Source organism: Mucilaginibacter terrae, assembly GCF_042679325.1.
Lineage (GTDB): Bacteria > Bacteroidota > Bacteroidia > Sphingobacteriales > Sphingobacteriaceae > Mucilaginibacter > Mucilaginibacter terrae.
In genome coordinates this window covers 282,812-298,794 of the sequence record NZ_JBHTMJ010000001.1, presented here as the reverse complement: position 1 = coordinate 298,794, position 15,983 = coordinate 282,812, and the positions used below count along the sequence as shown (strand labels likewise).

Here is a 15,983-nt window from a genome sequence, read left to right as displayed (position 1 = left end):
CTACCACTTAACTGTTTTATTAATAAAACCAATTAACTGGTCGGCCATGTCCTGCTGTTCTTTGGCGCTTGGGTGGCCGGGCGTACTTTTAACCGGGAAAATAAGGCTGTACACATTTTTATCGTTCAGGTTGCTAACCGCCTGTTTAATGTATCCGGTCCAAGGTAAATTGGCCCGGCTGGCATCCATGCTGCCTAAGGCACATATAATATGAGCTTTAGGATATTTGGAACGGATGGTTTTTACAAACGCTTCATACGCCTTTACTATATCAGCGGCAGCGGGTTTGGTGCTTCCAAAACGTGCTTTAAACTGCTCATGTTCGGGGTGGGTTACCAGCCAGGCATCATTTTGAAACAAGTTCAGCACCACTACTTCGGGCGTATATTTGTTAAAATCCCAATGGCTTTCAGGGTCGTTAGCATCCAGCCGGTCATACATCTCGGGCATAATCAATGGAAACCAGCTTACCATTAAGCCAATTCCGCTACGGGCAGTGCAATGGTATTCGGCATTAAAATACCTTGCCGTTATAGCCGCGTAGCTCTTGTAATTGTCTTCATACGGGGCGCTGCCACGGTCTTGCCCGGTGGTATCCAGCACAGCATATCCGCAGGTAATCGAATTCCCAAAAAATTCGATTTTACGCTTTTGGGTAGCCGGAGCTGTTAAAATTTGTGCATTACCGGTTAAATTAAAGCCGTAAAACCAGGTTTTACCGTGAGCCCACTCGGTTAACTTAAACAATTCGAGGCTGTGCTTACCAGCAGGTAAATTTGTGGCTAATGTGTACTCCTGCTTATCGATGCCCAGGTGAATCTTCTGCACGAGCTTACCATCCACAATAACGTGGTAATAATTATCGCCGCGTTCATCCTGCATAACGGCCTTGGCGCCGGTACCGTTAAAATTAATTTTTACGCTCGTACCCGACCACGATAGCACGGCCTTATCATCTTGAGCATTTACCCTGCCCATGTAATGTATATGGCTATCGGTGCTTTTAACGGCAACATCCTGGGCCTGGCAACATAACTCCCCTAACAGGATCAATGCTGCTAAAAAAACTGTTTTACGCATACAGGTTTTAGTGAATTTAATATTGGTATTTTTATTTAGAATAATTATAAACTATATTTGCAGCAGAATAATTGCTATGGATACAGAAACTATAAATAAACCAGCCGAATATACTGCTAATCAATTAATTTTGATCAAAGAGTTTACTTTTCAGCTGGAATGTGTTTACAAAAAGTGCTGTAAGAAATACAAAAAAGGTAAACGCTGTGGTAGTTGCCCTAAAGGATAGGGATTTCTATTCTTTGCTTGTTAAATGGTGTACATGTACGCCACCCTCCTCTTTTAAGCATTTCCGCTTATTATACAATAAGTTATATTTCCATCCCATAGTAAATCAATAAAAAACTTACACGGTAAAAATCGTTAAGTTATTCCTGGTTTTTATGAATGCACATATTCATTTAAGAAACATTTATGGTACCATATAAAAACGTTGAAAAAACATTAACGGGTTGGAAAGAAAAAAGCTTGCAGGTACCTATATGAAATATAGATCAGCAACTATTGTGGATATGGGTTAGCCCGAAAAAACGGATTGACACATTGCTGGTTAATTACAAATGCGGTATAAATACCAACAACAAGCTAAAGAGACAAATTCCTGAAACAATTATTTAAAACACTTTAATATTTCAAATTTATCTGCATTTTAGCAAAAAAGAACACATACCTATGATAATTGATTCGCGGGCTTTTGCCAGGGCCGGATTGTTGGGGAACCCCAGTGATGGGTATTTTGGTAAAACCATTAGTTTAAGTATTAAAAACTTTGGCGCCCATATTTTATTATATCAATCTCCCGAATTGGTTATTGAGCCGCAGGAAGCTGATGCCAACGTTTTTCGTAACGTTTACCATTTAAGAGATACCGTTAGCCTGATTGGTTACAACGGTGGCATTCCTATTATTAAAGCTGCCATTAAAAAGTTTTGCGATCATTGCGACGAAAACAACATCAAATTATCCAACAAAAACTTTACTATCCGTTACCACTCGTCTATACCACGCCAGGTGGGTTTAGCCGGGTCGAGCGCTATTATTATTGCTACGCTAAAAGCGCTGATGCAATTTTATAGTATAGAAATCCCATTGCATTTACTACCTAACATTGCCCTGCAAGCCGAAACTCAGGAAATGGGTATTAATGCCGGCTTGCAAGACCGGGTAATACAGTGCTATGAAGGCTGCGTACACATGGACTTTAACAAAGCGCAGATAGAGGAACACGGTTACGGGGTATATACGCCTATTGACCCTAACCTGCTGCCTAAGTTATACATCGCTTACAAAACCGACCTGGGTAAGGTATCGGGCAAGGTACTGAACGAGATTCGCTCTAAATATGATAAGGGTGATGAGCATGTGATATCGACCCTTAAAACGATTGCCAACCTGGCCGACCAGGGTGCCGAAGCGATAAAGAACCGCGACTACGACCTGTTAGGCCAGTTAATAAACGCCAATTTTGATAACCGCTGCAAGATTATGAGTATTAGCGAAAGCAATATGGAATTGATTAACACGGCACGTAATTGTGGTGCATCGTCATCATTCACCGGCTCGGGTGGTGCCATCATCGGTATATACCAGGATGATGAGATGTTGAAGAAATTAGTTTACAGTTTAAAAAAGATTAACGCAAGGGTTATAAAACCTTACATGATATAATTATGGTTAAGAAAGCAGTAATACCGGCAGCCGGTTTAGGAACCCGTTTTTTGCCCGCCACTAAAGCATCTCCAAAAGAAATGCTCCCAATTATTGACACCCCTACCATCCAGTATGTGGTACAGGAAGCTGTTGATTCGGGTATCGAGGATATTTTGATCATTTCGGGAAAAGGCAAAAGGTCTATCGAAGACCACTTTGACCGCCACCCTGAGCTGGAAGAGCGTTTGCTGGAAAAAGAAGACAAGATGTATGACGAGATCATGCACCTGTCGGACATGGCCAATATCCACTTCATCCGTCAAAAAGAAATTAACGGTTTAGGAGATGCCATATATTATGCCCGCCATCACACCGGTAAGGAGCCATTTGCCGTTTTATTGGGCGATACCATTATCAATTCGGTAATACCGGTTACGCAGCAGTTAATAGACATTTACGAGCAGTATCAAAGCACGGTGATTGCCGTAGAAACCGTACCGCATGATAAAGTTTCACGCTATGGCATTGTGGGTGGCGACATGCTGTCGGACACGTTAATGAACCTGAACACGCTGATAGAAAAGCCCGATGTAGACAAGGCACCATCGAACTTAGCTATTGCAGGTCGTTACATTTTAACACCCGAAATTTATACCGCGTTAGAAAAAACCCCTCCCGGTAAAAACAATGAAGTACAACTAACCGATGCCATGCTTAACCTGCTTAAAAGCGAAAGCATGTACGCCCATACCATTGAAGGTAAACGTTATGATATTGGTAACAAGCTGGATTTTTTAAAAACCAACGTGGAATTTGCGTTGCGCCGCAAAGAGTTTGCTAAACCTTTTTATAATTTTTTAAAGGACATTGTAGAAGCACATAAAGATCAGTTTTAAGCTGTAAACAAAAAGAGGTTGGTATCAGCCTCTTTTTGTTTATAACCAATTCAACACCTTACTCTGCTTGCAGGTCGGCTTCCTCATTCACCCGTTCAGATATCCGGTGAACTATTCCGTCCAGTTCTTTTGCGCAAAGGTTTATCATTTCCATAATTTCTTCTTTATCGGCTGTAGTTTCAATATCTTTAGCCAGGTACACCAGCCCTAATATGGAGGCAACAGGCCTGCGTACCTCGTGCGAGCTTAACCAGGCTATCTCCTGCAGGGTTTTATTTTGCTGTTTAATCCGGTCTTCTTTTTCTTTACGGGCCGTTATGTTTTGATGTACGCCAATATAGCCGGTACGTTTACCACAATCATTATATAAAGGAGTGAACTCTATTTCCAGCCATTGATGCCCGAGGCGAGGTAAATGGTGCGATACCTCAATGGTAAAGGTTTCAAACCTGTTTTTACGCTCGTTAATCAATACCATTGTTTCGTGCGAAATTTGCAGGCCGTAAAGAATTTCTTTTAGTTGTTGCCCCACCATATCCTCAAAGCTATAACTGGTGTAATCCTCAAATGCTTTATTAACCCAGGTAACCATATCATGCGTATCCATAACTACCACCATGTTATTCACCTTTGTAATAATTTCGGCCAGGCGTCTGTTCTCTTCATCAGCTCGTTTGAGCGCATCAATGTCCTTTATTGCACCTATAAGCCGTACGGGTTCATTTTCAATATTATAAATAAAGTAACCCTGGTCGTACACATATTTAAAAATATCGTTGCCGCAATCTATCCGGTATTCGCACCACCAATTTGTTTCTTTATTGGCCAATATTTTTTGCTGGCTGCTAATTACTTCTTTTAAATCATCGGGGTGTATAATTGATCGCCACCAGTTAAGGTTATTATGTATATTTTGAATGTCCCAGTTTACCAATTGCGTTAAACTGGTGTTATAAATTACGGTGTTTTTTATAATATCATAATCATATATTACATCGTGCGTTGCTTTCGATACAATATCGTACCGGTTTAAAGCTTCCTTTAATTGCAAATCTTTTTCCTTTTGCTCTGTAATATCCTGAAAGTATATAGCCAGGCCGTCTTCGGTTGGGTACACGGAAAAGGATAGCCATTTCTTCAGTGCTTCTGTATATTCCTCAAACTTGGCAGATTTTCCATCGCTGATCACTTTCTTAAACCTTGTACAAGCGCTATCTTCCCGCACCTCCGGAAAAACATCTAACAGGTATTTCCCGATCACATAAGCTTTTGAAAAGCCGGTCTCTTCCTCAAACTGTTGATTTACTTTTGTAAAAACCAGGTTTTTATTGAGCGTGAAGAAACTTTCGCTTATGGTATTCAGTGTATCTTCTAAAGTAAAAAGGTATTTATTCCGTTCTAACTCCAGTTGTTTAAACTCCGTTATATCCTGTGCAGATCCAACAATTTTATAGGGCAAGTCCAGTAATATTCCATTTTGGCTACTTGCCTTACATAATGCGTATTACCGTTTTCCAGTATCATCCTATGGGTGAAATCCGTTTCCTCGCCTGTGCTGGCCAGCAGTTCCAGCTTATCGCTTACTTTCTCCTTATCCTCAGGGTGTATGTGCTGTAAATACAAATCAAACATATTGTTGTTTTGTAAGGGGCCTATGGCTGTAATCATATGCATTTCATCAGACCATACCATGTACTTGTTCTCCAAAAAAAGTTCCCATCCTGCTACTTTTGCTATTTGCTGGGTTTCGCTCAATTTGCTTGTCTTTTCGCGCAAATCGTTGTTAAGTTTCTTCAGCCGCTGCTCAAAGGCAACCCGCTCGTTAACATCCTGGGCCATTACAATTACATGCGGCTTATTATTAAACGTAATTTTTTGCGCTGCTATGTTAACGTATATCTGGCTACCATCAGCTTTTTTATGTAGCCACGGGCCTGATTGCTTTACAGTTTTTGATACATTTTTAACTTCTTCATCAACGTTGGGTACATGGCCGGTCGGCCTGATATCCGATATACTCATTTGCAAAAAATCATTTTTGCTGTAGCCATAGGTATCAATTGTTGTTTGGTTAACCGATGAAAATTTAAGGGTCTCTAAATCGTATATCCACATGGGTAAAGGGCTGCCTTCGTACATGGAACGGTATTGTTTTTCACTTTCAATCAGCCTGTTATCATCGCGCTTGATTAGTTTCCAAAGCAAAACACCGGTCACTATTACAAAAAAAATACCTTTAGTGTTACCTGCTAATTCAAATGTTTTATTACTTAACTCGCCTTTTAACAAAAATAATAGCTTATCGCTGAGCGTGATCCATAGAGTACCCAATGCTATATATACAATAGCAATACGTAATGCACCTAATCTCATCGGCTATATATTTTACTATTAATCAATTGCATATTATACTTTAATCAAAAACATACAATATCGTAAATATCCAATAATAATTATTCACTTTAGGGTTATATAACTTTAAAAAGAAAATCTTTTAAATAAATGATAAAAGTTTGATTGTGTATTTGTGATCAAAAATACAGTAAATGGATTTGTAAGCATGTTGTACTATTTTTCAATTAATTAAACATTTACCTTAAATGTTTGGTTATGTATTATAAATAACTTTTTATATTTGCCCAGCTCATCTAACAATTAGCTATAACCATGAACGGTATTTGTTTACATCATTTGCATTTGCACCATCGCCCCCTGTGGCGATAATAATGATGTATGTTTCTACATGAAATAACAAAACCTCCGTTTACTTATAGTATAATACCCCCAATCTTTTGAAAACACTTAAAATTGCTATCCAAAAATCTGGACGGCTAAATGAAAAATCTGTAGAGTTGCTGAAAAACTGCGGCCTTAATTTTGAAAATTATAAAAGCTCCCTTATTTCGCCCGTATCAAATTTCCCTTTGGAAATCTTGTTCCTGCGTGATGATGACATCCCCGAGTACGTACAGGACGGTATTGCCGACTTAGGCATTGTTGGAGAAAACGTGATCCAGGAAACTGAAGTGGAAGTAAGCTACCTTCAAAAGTTAGGTTTTGGCAAATGCTCGCTCAAAATTGCAGTGCCTAATAATACCAACATCCTAAGCATAGCCGATTTAAACGGCCGCTCCATTGCCACTACCTATCCGGTTATCCTGAATAAATACCTGAACGAACTGGGCATCCAGTCAGATATTCGTACCATATCGGGTTCGGTAGAAATTTCGCCGGGTTTGGGTTTGAGTGATGCCATTTGCGACCTCGTATCAACAGGTGGCACCTTAAAAAGCAATGGGTTAAAACCCTTTGCCGATGTAATGAGCAGCGAAGCCGTGTTAATAGGCGGTAAAGGCAGCGAAAATAATGAACTAATTCAAGAGCTTATTCAGCGCATACAGTCGGTGCTACGTGCTAAAGAAACCAAATATGTGGTTTTGAATGTGCTTAAAGACCATTTAGATGCTGTAATACAATTGCTGCCAGGCGTAAAAAGCCCGTCGGTTGTGCCATTGGCCGAAGCCGACTGGGTAGCCGTACATACCGTAATACCCGAGCGTGATTTTTGGGACCGCATAAGCCAACTGAAACAAGCCGGGGCACAGGGTATTGTAGTAATGCCAATTGAGAAAATAATTTTGTAACCCACAGCCCCCTAAAAAGGGAAGCATGGATTATACAAACATTGTTATGCTGAACTTGTCAAAAACTTAGCCGAGCGTATAAAGCTTCAACAAGCTCAGTATGACAGTTGGCTTACAGATAAAAGAGAGTTGATTTAAGCACTTATAACCAATAAACATAAAATGTTAAAAGTTTATAACTATGCTAATTTAAGCACCGAAGAATTAAAAACCTTGGTGCAGCGTAATGTAGACCCGGCCAACGAGATTCGTACCGTGGTAGAAAACATTATTAGCAATGTACAGCAGCATGGCGATAGTGCTTTGCTAAATTATGCACAGCAGTTTGATAAGGTAGTGTTAGACAAGCTTTACCTGGACAAAACCGAACTGGCCGAAATTGCAACCGCCCTACTTCCCGAACAAAAAGCTGCCTTAGAAATAGCTTACCAGAACATCTATAAATTTCATGCAACGCAGTTAAAAACCGAGGACAAGGTAGAAACTATGCCCGGGGTAACCTGCTGGCGCGAACTGCGGCCTATTGAAAAAGTAGGTTTGTATATACCAGGTGGTACGGCTGTTTTACCCAGCACTTTTTTAATGCTGGGCATCCCGGCGCGCATAGCCGGGTGCCATGAGCTGGTGGTGTGTTCGCCCCCCGGTAAAAATGGGAAAGTGAACGCCTTTATAGCATATGTAGCGCAATTGCTTAATGTAGATCGCATTTATTTGGCAGGTGGTGCCCAGGCCATAGCCGCTATGGCTTACGGTACCGAAAGTATTACCAAGGTAGATAAGATATTTGGCCCCGGCAACCAGTTTGTTACCAAGGCTAAAACTATTATACAGTCCACCACAATTACAGCCATTGATATGCCCGCCGGACCATCGGAAGTATTGGTAATTGCCGACGAAACCGCTAACCCCGCCTATATAGCAGCCGATCTGCTGGCACAGGCCGAGCATGGTATTGATAGTCAAAGCATATTGGTAGCCACATCGGCAGAAATAATTGAGAAAGCAGTTGCCGAGTTGGAAAAACAATTAGCCATATTGCCCCGCGCCGAAATTGCAGGCATGGCTATAGCTAATTCGTACGCTGTAGTGGTGACCGACCTGAATGAGGCTATAAACTTCAGCAACATTTATGCTCCTGAACACCTCATTTTGGCAACCGATAACTGGCAACAGATTACAGGCAGCATCATTAACGCAGGCTCTGTATTTTTAGGTAACCAAACCCCCGAAAGCGTAGGCGATTATGCATCGGGCACTAACCATACCTTACCAACCAGTGCTTATGCTAAAGCCTACTCAGGCGTATCGGTAGATTCGTTCGTGAAAAAGATCACTTTTCAGCATTTAACACCGGAAGGCTTGCAAAACATAGGCCCACATGTAGAAATATTGGCCGATTTGGAAGGCTTGCATGCGCACAGAAACGCGGTAAGTGTAAGGATGCAAAGCCAAGCACCCAACCCCTAAAAGTGGAAGTTGAAGTTTTATAATTAACCATCATGTCATTGCGAGCGTATTGTAGCAACAGTACAGATGAAAAATGATAAACAGCACATCTTAAATGAAACTGATTAAATATTTTTTCTTGTGTATCGTATTCATGTCCTGCGGGGCTAATAAGACTTCGAATAAAATAGATACTACTGTCATTGATAGTCCCGATACATTAAAAATAATTCCAAAAGTGAAAGTACGTCAACCTGATACTGCATTTAAGCCTTATGAGTTAGTGGATAAATTTTACGTGACAGATACAGGTTATTTCGATTTTGGGCTGGGTTCTGGTGTTTATTCAGTAATCAAACAAAATGATAAGCTTATTGATACTATTGACCATACTTACGGAATGAATAAGGTTGATGATCATCAGTATATGTATCTTGTAATTGAAGGTGTAAATAATTTAAATTCATTAGAAGCAAACAAAGAATACACAAAGTCTATAAAGGCTAACATTGGTGACTTTGTAATCATCAATAATAAAAGAAAAATAAATCTAAATAAAAATGCTCCCAATTTTGGATGGTTTGCATCCCCTGCTATAATCAATCACAATATATATTACTGGCAAGTAAAAGAAATTAAAGAAAACAACCTTGTTTCTGCTGCTGTGTTTGATCCTATATCCGGTTCAACAAAGAGCATGTATTTACGGAATGAAGCATTAGAGACGGACGATGCAGGCTATTTTCCTCAACCGTATTTGAATAAAGATACCGTTGTATTTGAAATTGGCAACAGGCTGTGGAAATTCTCTCCATCATTTAAACTTTACAAATAATATGTTTGACATCAATAACATACTCCGAGCAAACATCAAAAACCTTAAACCCTACTCCTCCGCTCGCGATGAGTTTCAGGGTGAGGCCAGTGTGTACTTGGATGCTAACGAAAACGCGTTTGGCTCTCCGTTAGATACTAATTATAACCGTTACCCTGATCCTTTGCAATACGCCGTTAAAAAGCGCTTGATGGAAATTAAGGGTGTGCCCGTTCGTAATATATTTTTAGGTAACGGCAGCGATGAAGCTATTGATATTTTGTTCCGCAGCTTTTGTAATCCGGGAGTTGATAATGTAATATTAGTACCCCCCACCTATGGCATGTACGAGGTATCGGCCAATATAAACGATATTGAGATCCGCAAGGTTAACCTAACCGAAGAGTATCAATTGAACCTGGAAGGCATTGCTGAAGCTATTGACAAAAACACCAAACTTATTTTTATTTGTTCTCCCAACAACCCAACCGGCAACTCTATTAACAGGCCCGATATTGAAACCCTACTTGCTAATTTCAGCGGACTGGTGGTGGTCGACGAGGCTTATATTAACTTCAGTCGTCAAAAAACCTTTATACAAGAACTTACCGAATATGCTAACCTGGTAGTATTGCAAACCCTTTCAAAAGCATGGGGCTTGGCCGGCTTACGTGTAGGTATGGCATTTGCAAGCGAAGAAATTATTGAAGTGATGAACCGGGTAAAACCTCCCTACAACATCAACGAAGCCTCGCAGCAATTAGCCCTGCAAGCTTTGCAAAATATTGAGCAGGTAAACGGTTGGATTAAAGATACTTTAACCGAACGGGATCAACTTGTTTTACAACTAAAAGAGTTTGACTTTGTATTGGATATTTACCCGTCGGATGCTAACTTCATATTAGTAAAAATGACCGATGCAAAAGGGATCTACATGTTTTTAGTACAACATGGCATCATTGTACGCGACAGATCCAAAGTAGAACTTTGCGAAGGCGCATTACGCATTACGGTGGGTACACCACAAGAAAACACCATACTCATTAATACCTTAAAAACTTTAAATGAGCAGTCCTAAAAAAGTATTGTTTGTAGACCGCGACGGCACCATGATCGGCGAATGTGCCGATGAACAGATAGATTCGTTTTATAAGTTACAGTTCTATCCGGGTGCACTAACTTACCTGCCACGCATAGCTAAGGAAATGGATTATGAGCTGGTAATGGTCACTAACCAGGATGGCTTGGGTACTATCTCGCACCCTAACGAAAATTTTTTCCCGGTGCACGAGCTCATCATGAAAACATTTGAGAACGAGGGAGCCAAGTTTGAGGCTACTTATATAGACCGTACCTTTCCGGCTGATAACGCCCCTACCCGTAAACCCGGCACCGGCATGTTAACCGCTTACCTGGATGCAGAAAAATACGACCTGGCTAACTCTTTTGTAATTGGTGACCGCTTAAATGATGTGTTGTTAGCAAAAAATTTAGGTGCAAAAGCCATTTGGCTGAACGATGGGATGGGCATGGGTGCCAAAGAATTTTCTACAGAAGAGCTGGCAGCTATTAACCAAACTATTGCCATAAAAACCACCGAGTGGGAAAAGATATATGAGTTTTTAAAAGCAGGAAAACGAGTGATTGAACATCGCCGCACTACCAAAGAGACTGATATATATATTAAGATTGACCTTGACGGTACCGGTGAAGCCAAGGTAAACACCGGATTGCACTTTTTTGATCACATGCTCGATCAAATTGCCCGTCACGGCAGTATAGATTTGGAAGTAATAGCCAAAGGCGACCTGCATATAGATGAACACCACACCATTGAAGATACCGGTATTGCCCTGGGTGAGGCTATGGCAACAGCTTTAGGCAACAAGCGAGGTATTGAACGCTATGGCTTTTGTCTGCCTATGGATGATTGCCTGGCGCAAGCAGCCATTGATTTTGGCGGCCGTAACTGGCTGATGTGGGAAACCGACTTTAAACGCGAAAAAGTGGGAGACATGCCCACAGAGATGTTTTATCACTTCTTTAAATCTTTTACCGATGCCGCTAAAGCTAATTTAAATATAAAAGCCGAAGGAGTTAACGAACATCATAAAATAGAAGCTATCTTTAAAGCTTTTGCTAAAGCCATTAAAATGGCCGTACGGCGCGATGTTAACAATATGGTTTTACCAAGTACAAAGGGAGTACTGTAAGAAAGAGACAAGAAACGAGAGGCGAGAAACAAGATGCTACGTAATTATGGCATATATCTTGGCTCTTGTTTCTTGGCTCTTGCATCTGAATTCAAATTATGATAGGAATAGTGCGCTACGGTGCAGGCAACATTTTCTCGCTTACTTGTGCACTCGATAGGTTGGGAATTGCCTACGGCATGGTTCATACCGAAACAGATCTGGAGCAGTTCGACCGGTACATTATTCCGGGAGTTGGGCATGCCGGAGCCGCCATGAATAAATTGGAGCAAACCGGGTTGGTACCGGTTATTAAAGCCCTACAAAAACCAACGCTGGGTATATGTGTGGGTATGCAATTAATGACGGCCTACTCCGAAGAAGGTGATGCCAATTTACTACACATTTTCCCGAACAAAACTTTACGTTTTAAAAGCAGTCCCGATTATAAAGTGCCGCACACCGGTTGGAATCGCGTACACCAAACACAGGAAAATCCTTTATTTGCAGGTATTCCAAACGATGCGCACTTTTATTTCGTACATTCTTATTACATTGAGTATAACAATGCATATACTTTAGCATCAACCAATTATAGTTTGCCTTATTCGGCATCAATTTGGTATAATAACTTTTACGGTGTTCAATTCCATCCCGAAAAGTCGGGAATTTATGGAGAAACACTTTTAGCCAATTTTTCAAAAATTTAAAGCATGTACATTATTCCTGCTATCGACATTCTGGACAAAAAAGTGGTCCGCCTGCGCGAAGGCGACTACCAACAAGTAACCCAATACGAGGTTAGCCTCGAAGAAATGATCGATCGCTACCAGGCCATAGGCACCGAGCTGATCCACATTATAGACCTCAACGGCGCCAAAGGCGATTTCAGTAACCAGCAATACCTGTTTGATGTCATCAAAAAAACGGATATGAAAATTCAGTACGGTGGTGGCATCCGTAGTATTGAAAAGGTGCAGGAACTTACCGATGCCGGCATTGCGCGCGTTATTGTAGGTACTCAAGCTATCAGTAATCCAACATTTTTAGATGATTTGAGCAAAGCCATGTGTGGCAGCAGCAAATGCTCTGATAAAATTGTGGTAGCTATTGATGTGTTAGACGAGGTAATCAAATATTCAGGCTGGATGGAAAGTTCGCCTATTAAACTCATCGATTATGTTGACCGCTGCGTGCATTTAGGCTTTTACCGCTTTTTGTGTACCGATATTAATAAAGACGGCAAATTAGGCGGTGCAGGTATTGAGCTATACGAAAAACTGCTGGATCACTCCCCTTTCATCAAACTCATAGCCTCGGGTGGCGTAAGTTCCATGAACGATATTGAAGACTTAAATAAAATTAAGGTAGAAAGCTGCGTAGTTGGCAAAGCCATTTACGAAGACCGCATTACCATAGAGGACGTAAAAAACTGGAATTTGAAATCGTTAATTAGCATATAGTACAAGCCCCCCGCCCCCTAAAGTGGGAGACTTAAAATCAGTATGAAAAAAAGTAGAATGTCATTAGGTGCAAACCATTTGATATTTAAAAATGCAGAGCTATTACGTAATAACCCTACGACGGCTGAAACCATTTTGTGGATGCACTTAAGGGGGAAGCAGCTCGGTGCTAAGTTTAGGAGACAGCACCCTTTATAAACATACATAGCCGACTTCTATTGCCATCAACACAAAATAATTATTGAGGTCGATGGAAGTATTCATTTAGAACCATAAGTAGCTGCTAATGATATTGAAAGGGAAACTTATTTAACGAACAAAGGTTTTAAAGTACTAAGATTTATTAATAATCAGATTTTTACTACAATAGAAAAAGTTTTGGAGCAAATTAAAGATGCTATTGCCTCCCCCTTTAGGGGGCCGGGGGGCTTAGCCAAGCGCATCATCCCATGCCTCGACGTTAAGGACGGTCGAACTGTAAAAGGTGTGAACTTTGTTGACCTGCGCGATGCCGGCGACCCGGTAGAACTGGCCTGGAACTATTCGCAACAGGGTGCAGACGAATTGGTTTTCCTGGATATTACCGCCACACACGAAAAACGAAAAACACTGGTGGAACTGGTGAAATCTGTAGCACGTCAAATTAATATCCCTTTCACCATTGGCGGCGGTATTAATGAAATTGCAGATGCCGATGCTTTACTGAATGCCGGTGCCGATAAGATCTCCATCAATTCAGCTGCCGTTCGTAATCCCGCTTTAATTGATGAGCTGGCTAAAGCATTTGGCGTACAGTTCGTAATTGTGGCGGTTGATACCCGGCATGTGGCCAATACCAACATTGTACATTTAAACGGCGGACGTATAGCTACTGACAAAGAAACATTGACCTGGATCAAAGAAGCCGAAAGCCGTGGCGCGGGCGAAATCCTGCTTACTTCGATGGATCACGATGGCACTAAGGCAGGGTTCGATCATGGCTTGCTCAAAGTAGTGAACGATGCAGTACGGATCCCGGTGATTGCCTCGGGCGGTGCAGGAAGTGTTCAGCATTTTGTAGATGTGTTCAAGCAAACCAACGTAGATGCAGCTTTGGCAGCTTCGGTGTTTCATTATGGAGAGATTTTGATACCGGATTTAAAAGATGTGCTAAGAACGCATCGTATTGAAGTGAGATAAAGTTAATTATTACAACTGTCAGAGTATGAGCTTGTAGAAAACTTAGCACGCTGATACTTCGACAAGCTCAGTATGACAAACGAGTGCCACGTAGTTGGCGTAAAAAACAACCAATGCAAATAGATTTCACCAAATCACCCGATGGCTTAGTGCCGGTGGTTATACAAGATGAGCAAACCCTAGAAGTACTCATGTTAGGTTACATGAACCAGGAAGCTTACGACAAAACTATTCAGGATAAAGTAGTTACCTTTTACTCGCGCAGCAAAAACCGCTTGTGGACAAAAGGCGAGACCAGCAACAACTTTTTGCATGTAAAAAGCATTCACGTTGATTGTGATAATGACACCATCCTTATTAAAGCCAAACCCGATGGACCAACCTGCCATACCGGCGCACGTAGCTGTTTTCAAACTGCTTACAATCAAAACTTTATACTGGAACTGGAAAACATTATTGAAGACAGGTACATAAATCCACAGGAAGGCTCATACATAAACAAACTCCGCAAAAAAGGGCTTAACAAAATAGCCCAAAAAGTTGGTGAAGAAGGTGTGGAGGTGGTTATAGCCGCCCTTGCAGAAACCGAATCCGAATTGATTGGCGAAGCATCAGATCTGGTATTTCACCTGTTGGTTTTACTCCGCGAAAAGGGATTGAGTTTAGAAACTATCGCTAAAAATTTAGAGGGAAGGCATAAGTAAACTTACTATGTTAAGAGCAGTGATTTTTTGCATTTTTTTGATTTGTATTGGATTAAATGTAAATGCCCAATTAAGCACACTTCGCAATAATATTTCCAATATCGCTAAAGACGCTCAAGGCACAGTTGGAATATCTATTATAAATTTAGATACCCGCGATACATTGTCCTTTAACGGCAACAGCAAATTGCCTATGCAAAGTGTAATGAAATTCCCTATTGCCATTACAGTACTGCATGCTGTAGATCAGCACAAATTGGCTTTGAATCAACTGATCCATATCACTAAAAACGATTTACCTAAAACATACAGTCCTTTAGGAGATAAATTTCCAAACGGCAATGTTGATATATCTATTAGCGAATTATTAAGTTACATGGTATCGTTAAGCGATAACAACGCTTGCGATATATTGCTTAAAGTGTTGGGTGGGCCGGAAAAAGCAGAAGCGTACATGCACCAGATCGGCATAAAAAATATTGCAATAAAAGCTTCTGAGGCACAAATGGCAACTGCATGGAACGTTCAGTTTAACAATTGGTGCGAACCAAATGCCATAGCGCATTTACTGGATATAAGTTTTAAGAGCAATTTTCTTTCTAAAAGCAGCCACGCTTATCTGTGGCAAATAATGCAGGCAACCTCAACCGGGCCAAATCAAATAAAAGGGTTACTGCCAAAAAATACGGTTGTTTATCATAAAACGGGACGATCTGGCACTAACGCAGCAGGAATTACCGCAGCTACCAATGATGTAGGTATTATTACCCTACCTAACGGTAAGCATGTTGCCGTTGCCATATTTATAAGCAATTCTAAAGTTGACCTGGCTATGCGCGAATCGGTTATTGCACGGATAGCTAAAGCTGTTTATGATAATGCTATCGAGTAGATATTTATTAAATACACAACCGA

The 15,983-nt window shown here is 40.9% G+C and carries 15 protein-coding genes and 1 pseudogene; 13 read left to right on the top strand and 3 right to left on the bottom strand.

What is annotated here, in order from left to right; translation table 11 throughout:
• Complete coding sequence (locus ACFQ3S_RS01240) at positions 1 to 1,080, bottom strand: SGNH/GDSL hydrolase family protein (RefSeq protein WP_377160369.1); 1,080 nt, start codon at positions 1,078 to 1,080, stop codon at positions 1 to 3.
• A 672-nt stretch (positions 1,081 to 1,752) separates the two neighbouring features.
• On the opposite strand from ACFQ3S_RS01240, the gene ACFQ3S_RS01235 reads away from it, so the two are divergent.
• Together ACFQ3S_RS01235 and galU are read left to right on the top strand one after the other, a co-directional pair.
• Positions 1,753 to 2,748, top strand: a complete 996-nt coding sequence (locus tag ACFQ3S_RS01235) for a mevalonate kinase family protein (protein ID WP_377160367.1) — start codon at positions 1,753 to 1,755, stop codon at positions 2,746 to 2,748.
• Between the two features lie 2 nt (positions 2,749 to 2,750).
• Entirely contained in the window at positions 2,751 to 3,626 is an 876-nt protein-coding gene (gene galU / locus ACFQ3S_RS01230) for a UTP--glucose-1-phosphate uridylyltransferase GalU (RefSeq protein WP_377160365.1), read from the top strand.
• Positions 3,627 to 3,684: 58 nt separating this feature from the next.
• On the opposite strand, the gene ACFQ3S_RS01225 is transcribed toward galU, so the two are convergent.
• A complete protein-coding gene (locus tag ACFQ3S_RS01225; RefSeq protein ID WP_377160363.1) occupies positions 3,685 to 5,085 on the bottom strand; it encodes a PAS domain-containing protein in 1,401 nt (466 codons plus the stop codon).
• Positions 5,049 to 5,999 carry a PAS domain-containing protein gene (locus ACFQ3S_RS01220; protein WP_377160362.1) on the bottom strand — a complete coding sequence of 317 codons (951 nt, stop codon included), beginning with the start codon at positions 5,997 to 5,999 and terminating at the stop codon, positions 5,049 to 5,051. Before ACFQ3S_RS01220 ends, ACFQ3S_RS01225 begins: the two co-directional genes overlap by 37 nt.
• Before the next feature lie 419 nt (positions 6,000 to 6,418).
• Between ACFQ3S_RS01220 and hisG the strand changes: the two genes are divergently transcribed.
• The 11 genes and pseudogenes from hisG (at position 6,419) to bla (ending at position 15,960) form a co-directional block, all read left to right on the top strand.
• Positions 6,419 to 7,270, top strand: coding sequence for an ATP phosphoribosyltransferase (gene hisG / locus ACFQ3S_RS01215; protein WP_377160360.1), 852 nt, complete (start codon positions 6,419 to 6,421; stop codon positions 7,268 to 7,270).
• Positions 7,271 to 7,432: 162 nt separating this feature from the next.
• The gene (hisD, locus tag ACFQ3S_RS01210; protein ID WP_377160358.1) at positions 7,433 to 8,737 is read left to right on the top strand and encodes a histidinol dehydrogenase; all 1,305 of its coding nucleotides are present in this window, start codon (positions 7,433 to 7,435) and stop codon (positions 8,735 to 8,737) included.
• A 94-nt stretch (positions 8,738 to 8,831) separates the two neighbouring features.
• Positions 8,832 to 9,551 carry a hypothetical protein gene (locus ACFQ3S_RS01205; protein WP_377160356.1) on the top strand — a complete coding sequence of 240 codons (720 nt, stop codon included), beginning with the start codon at positions 8,832 to 8,834 and terminating at the stop codon, positions 9,549 to 9,551.
• A 1-nt stretch (position 9,552) separates the two neighbouring features.
• Positions 9,553 to 10,608 (top strand): histidinol-phosphate transaminase, encoded by a 1,056-nt coding sequence (gene hisC, locus ACFQ3S_RS01200; RefSeq protein WP_377160354.1) that lies wholly within the window; start codon positions 9,553 to 9,555, stop codon positions 10,606 to 10,608.
• A complete protein-coding gene (gene hisB / locus ACFQ3S_RS01195; RefSeq protein ID WP_377160352.1) occupies positions 10,595 to 11,743 on the top strand; it encodes a bifunctional histidinol-phosphatase/imidazoleglycerol-phosphate dehydratase HisB in 1,149 nt (382 codons plus the stop codon). Before hisC ends, hisB begins: the two co-directional genes overlap by 14 nt.
• Before the next feature lie 98 nt (positions 11,744 to 11,841).
• A complete protein-coding gene (hisH, locus tag ACFQ3S_RS01190) occupies positions 11,842 to 12,432 on the top strand; it encodes an imidazole glycerol phosphate synthase subunit HisH (protein ID WP_377160350.1) in 591 nt (196 codons plus the stop codon).
• A gap of 3 nt (positions 12,433 to 12,435) precedes the next feature.
• Complete coding sequence (locus ACFQ3S_RS01185) at positions 12,436 to 13,185, top strand: 1-(5-phosphoribosyl)-5-[(5-phosphoribosylamino)methylideneamino]imidazole-4-carboxamide isomerase (protein WP_377160348.1); 750 nt, start codon at positions 12,436 to 12,438, stop codon at positions 13,183 to 13,185.
• A gap of 42 nt (positions 13,186 to 13,227) precedes the next feature.
• Positions 13,228 to 13,575 (top strand): annotated as a pseudogene (locus ACFQ3S_RS01180) (endonuclease domain-containing protein); the annotation flags it as partial.
• Positions 13,576 to 13,584: 9 nt separating this feature from the next.
• Positions 13,585 to 14,364 carry an imidazole glycerol phosphate synthase subunit HisF gene (gene hisF, locus ACFQ3S_RS01175; RefSeq protein ID WP_377160656.1) on the top strand — a complete coding sequence of 260 codons (780 nt, stop codon included), beginning with the start codon at positions 13,585 to 13,587 and terminating at the stop codon, positions 14,362 to 14,364.
• 113 nt (positions 14,365 to 14,477) lie between these two features.
• A complete protein-coding gene (gene hisIE / locus ACFQ3S_RS01170; protein ID WP_377160346.1) occupies positions 14,478 to 15,068 on the top strand; it encodes a bifunctional phosphoribosyl-AMP cyclohydrolase/phosphoribosyl-ATP diphosphatase HisIE in 591 nt (196 codons plus the stop codon).
• Between the two features lie 37 nt (positions 15,069 to 15,105).
• Positions 15,106 to 15,960, top strand: a complete 855-nt coding sequence (gene bla, locus ACFQ3S_RS01165; RefSeq protein ID WP_377160344.1) for a class A beta-lactamase, subclass A2 — start codon at positions 15,106 to 15,108, stop codon at positions 15,958 to 15,960.
• Positions 15,961 to 15,983 lie beyond the last annotated feature (23 nt).